Annotated in this window: 4 protein-coding genes and 1 pseudogene; 2 read left to right on the forward strand and 3 right to left on the reverse strand. The window is 68.6% G+C overall.

Annotation, left to right across the window (positions count from 1 at the left end; translation table 11 throughout):
- Positions 1–227 (forward strand): annotated as a pseudogene (locus I55_RS15075) (carboxylesterase family protein); the annotation flags it as partial.
- Between the two features lie 8 nt (positions 228–235).
- Here I55_RS15075 and I55_RS15080 read toward each other — a convergent pair.
- A complete protein-coding gene (locus I55_RS15080) occupies positions 236–982 on the reverse strand; it encodes an SDR family oxidoreductase (protein ID WP_044561413.1) in 747 nt (248 codons plus the stop codon).
- A gap of 102 nt (positions 983–1084) precedes the next feature.
- Here I55_RS15080 and I55_RS15085 point away from each other — a divergent pair, with 102 nt between their 5' ends.
- Positions 1085–1990, forward strand: a complete 906-nt coding sequence (locus I55_RS15085; RefSeq protein ID WP_044561414.1) for an AraC family transcriptional regulator — start codon at positions 1085–1087, stop codon at positions 1988–1990.
- Here I55_RS15085 and I55_RS15090 read toward each other — a convergent pair.
- Together I55_RS15090 and I55_RS15095 are read right to left on the reverse strand one after the other, a co-directional pair.
- The gene (locus I55_RS15090; protein ID WP_044561415.1) at positions 1963–2784 is read right to left on the reverse strand and encodes a nucleotidyltransferase domain-containing protein; all 822 of its coding nucleotides are present in this window, start codon (positions 2782–2784) and stop codon (positions 1963–1965) included. The genes I55_RS15085 and I55_RS15090 overlap by 28 nt on opposite strands.
- A complete protein-coding gene (locus I55_RS15095; RefSeq protein ID WP_252181159.1) occupies positions 2781–3764 on the reverse strand; it encodes a DNA polymerase beta superfamily protein in 984 nt (327 codons plus the stop codon). Before I55_RS15095 ends, I55_RS15090 begins: the two co-directional genes overlap by 4 nt.
- Positions 3765–3872 lie beyond the last annotated feature (108 nt).

The following is a 3872-nucleotide window of genomic DNA, read 5'->3' on the forward strand; positions in this document are numbered from 1 at the left end:
TGCCGGATCTGCAGGGTGACGGCCCCGGCCTGGTGGAGACCGCCCGGGCCGTCAGCGGCTACTTCACCAGCTTCGCCCGCACCGGCGTGCCCACCGCCGCCGACCAGCCCGCCTGGCCCCGGTATGACATCAAGGACCGCGCCGTCATGCTGCTGAACAGCCAATGCCAGGTGGCCATGGACCCGGACGGCCAGGAACGGGAGATGTGGCAGGCGCTGGGGGTTTAGGGCTTCGCTTACCCCACCGCCGCCGCCAGCGCCACCGCGTCCGCCCCGGCGGGCAGGCGCATGGGGGCGGACGGGTCCGTCGCCGCGCGCCACACCGCCTCCGCCACGTCCCGCGCGCGGGTGACATCCGTCTGCTCGCCCCATTCCGCGAAGACGCGGTGCGCCAAATCGGTATAGGCCTCGGGGAAGCCCGCCGTCATGCGCGCCCGGGCGTTGTCGCCGAAGCGGGTCTCCGGCGCCCGGCCGGGCAGCACCAGGCGCACGCGCACGCCGTATTGCTCCAGCTCCAGCGCCAGGGATTCGGTGAAGGCATTCACCGCCGCCTTGCTGGCGGTATAGACGGACAGCAGCGGCAGCGGGCGCAGGGTCACGGTGGAGGTGACGTTGACGACCACCCCGGCCCGCCGTTCGCGGAACCGCGGCAGCACCGCCTGGGTCAGGGCCATCGTTCCGAAGGTGTTGGCCTCGAACAGCTCGCGGACCGTGGCCATGGGTGTGCCCTCCAGGGCGTTCAGCCAGCCGATGCCGGCGTTGTTCACCAGGACGTCGATGGGGCCGGCCTCTTCAAGGGCCCGGCTGATGCTGTCCGCATCGGTCACGTCCAGGGGCAGGACGCGCAGTCGCTCGGACGCAGGCAGCGCGTCCGGACGCGGCGTGCGCATGGTGGCCACGACCCGCCAGCCGCGGTCGAGGAAATGGCGGGCGGTCTCCAGACCGAAGCCGGAGGAGCAGCCGGTGATCAGCACGGTTTGCATGGGGTCTCTTCTTTTCGTGGAAATGCGATGGCGAAAAGATAGATCGCCCGGGTCGGACCCTCTACAGTTGGAAGTCCAATTCTCATTGGCAGGAGTCCGGGAATGATTGATCCCCTGGCGGAGGTGGTCACCCTGCTGCAACCCAGCGCCAGCTTCTCCAAGGTCGTCAGCGCCGCCGGCCGGTGGCGGGTGCGCCGGTCGGAGGCCGGGCGGCCGTTCTATTGCGTGGTGCTCGACGGCTGTTCCCGCCTCACGGTTGACGGGGGGGAACCGGTGGTGCTGGAGGCGGGCGACTTCGTCCTGATCCCCGCCGTCCATGACTTCATGATGTCCAGCCTGGAGCCACCGGCGCCAGGCTATGTCGATACCGCGCCCATACCCCTGCCCGATGGGGAGTTCCGGCATGGCGTCCTGGACGCGCCGGCCGACGTCCGGCTGCTGGTGGGCCATTGCGTCTTCGGCTCCCCCGACGCGGCGCTGCTGGTCTCCCTCCTGCCGCGGATCGTGCATGTGCGCGGGGAAAGGCGGCTGGCCACCCTGGTGCAATTGGTGGGGGAGGAGACGCGCGCGCGGCGGCCGGCGCGTGAGGTCATCCTGGCGCGCCTGCTGGAGGTGCTGCTGATCGAGGCGCTGCGGGCGACCACCGGCCCCGCGGCGTCACCGGGCCTGTTGCGCGGCCTGGCCGATCCCCGCCTGGCGGTGGCCATCCGGCGCCTGCACGAGAACCCCACCCATCCCTGGACCGTCGTGGAACTGGCGAAGGAGGCCGCCCTCTCCCGCTCCGCCTTCTTCGACCGGTTCCGGCGCGCGGTGGGCGTGGCGCCCATGGAATACCTGCTGGCCTGGCGCATGGCCCTGGCCAAGCCCCTGCTGCGGCGCAACGGCGGCACCATCGCCGAGGTGGCGGAGCGGGTGGGCTACAGCTCCGCCAGCACCTTCAGTGTCGCCTTCACCCGCCACGTCGGCCAACCGCCGGCACGTTACGCGCGGGAGGGGATGGAGGCGTGATGGTGGTCCAGGACCAGTTCAGCAAACAGATCGTCGGCCCGCCGCCCCACCTCGCGCCGGTGCTCACGCGGCATGGCCGGAACCGGCTGGGCCAGAATGTCGCCGATCAAGCGGTCAAGGACAGGCAGGCGGACGGTGGCGGCACGTTCCGTTGAGGGGAGCTTGCGGGCCACCAAGGTGGCGATTTCGTCGGTGATCTCGGGCGACAGGGACAGACCCGCCAGAAGCGCCGGCAGTTCCATGGGCGGCGTCTCGCGCCGGTCCCGCACCCATCGCAGGGCCAGGGCGGATCGCAGGGCGTAGCAATAGGTCTTGAGCCGGGGCGTCTCCGCCGCCAGCACGTCGTTGAACATGCGCCGGGCCTGCCGGTCATAATGATAGGCGATCCCAGTCAAGTCCACGCTGGCCCGCGCAAAATCCAGCAGGCGGGCCGCCGCCGGCCCCACCTCACGATAACGTACGGGTGAACACAGCCATTCGATCAGCACGGCGTTGGATCGTAGCGCCAGTTGGAAGGCCTTGCGCAGGTCCCAGCCGTTGACGTCGAATACGGCATCCACCGGCCGTTCGATTACATCCCGCTGCTCCGTCACGGTCAGGTATGCCGCCAGCGGGCGCATATAAAGGAACCGCACGTCGTAGTCGCTGTCCTGCGACGGGAAGCGCCATCCCCGGCTGCCGGATTCGACGGCCAGCAGGATACGCACACCCTGATCCCGTTCCACCGCGTCCAGTTCCGCTTGGATGCGGGCATGGACGGCCGGATCGACGAAGGGATCGGAAAAGCCGGTCATACTCCCTCCAGGACCTTGGCCCGGTGGCTACGTACCACCAGGTCCTCGATAAACGCGGCATCCGGCTCATCCGGCAGGGATGACCGGGCGGCGGCGGCCTCGACATCGGCCAGCAGCGTTTCAATGGCGGTCGCCACGGCGTCGTAGGGGCGCTCACCTTGCTTGATGGCCAGTATCTCTGGCGCGTAGGCCAGCGGAAAGACGATGCGCCCGGTGTCGAACAGTTCCAGTGCCTCCCGCCCAATGCGCACGGCGTGCGACATGCCCTTCCAGTCGACACCGTCGTTGCGTGCCGCCTGCAACGCCCGATGTCCATAGTCCGCCACCAGCCGCTGGACGATCTCCCGCGCCGTACGGATCGACGCCGTGAAAGGCACCCGCTTGCCACAAATCTCCAGATGGGTCAGCGGCAGCCCATTGGCGGACGCGAGTTCCAGCAGCGTGGCGTCCTGGACATCGCCCACATAAGCAGCCAACTCGCCCCTCGCCTCCCCCAGCTTGGCCAGCGCCCCGTATTTGGCCTCGGCCGCCTCCAGCACCGCCAGGCCGCGCTGCGCGGCCACGACCCGGGCACCGCGCAGGCTGAACTTGGTGGCCTGCTGTCGACCATAACGCAGGAAGGACTTGGCCTGGCGCGACACCAGCCGATGGCTGTTGGCTTGAATTTCCCGCCACAGAGGCGCTGGCGGGCGCTTCATCGCCGCCTCTGGCGCGAACAACATGTCGAAAGCCACAGGCTGCCCTTCCGCCACCAGTTCCAGATAGCGTTGCAAGCTGTAGGCCTCATGGTCGACATCGCCCGGCCCGTTCTTTTCCCCATGAGGCTTGGGGGGCAGCAGCATGACACTGTCGCGTACCCGCCCCAGCAGGATATCCCGCCCTTCCGGCAGGTAGACCGCCTTATAGTCCAGGTCGGACAGGGGCGTGGCGGTGCCATACAGGTGCGAGCCGAAGCACATATCGACCAGCAGGTCAGTCACCAATCACCCCCTGATCCACGCCGGTCATCCGATCCCATTTCCCTTTGGCTGGTGACCATCCTCTCCCGCTCTTCAGCCGGTCATCGACCACCATGGCGATGTGATCTT

The sequence above is a fragment of the Azospirillum sp. B4 genome (genome assembly GCF_000333275.1).
Taxonomy (GTDB): domain Bacteria; phylum Pseudomonadota; class Alphaproteobacteria; order Azospirillales; family Azospirillaceae; genus Nitrospirillum.

Excerpts from the sequence above, each read along its gene's own strand:
- I55_RS15085 (WP_044561414.1), top strand. The coding sequence starts at position 1,085 with ATGATTGATCCCCTGGCGGAGGTGGTCACCCTGCTGCAACCCAGCGCC.
- I55_RS15090 (WP_044561415.1), bottom strand. The coding sequence starts at position 2,784 with ATGACCGGCTTTTCCGATCCCTTCGTCGATCCGGCCGTCCATGCCCGC.
- I55_RS15080 (WP_044561413.1), bottom strand. The coding sequence starts at position 982 with ATGCAAACCGTGCTGATCACCGGCTGCTCCTCCGGCTTCGGTCTGGAG.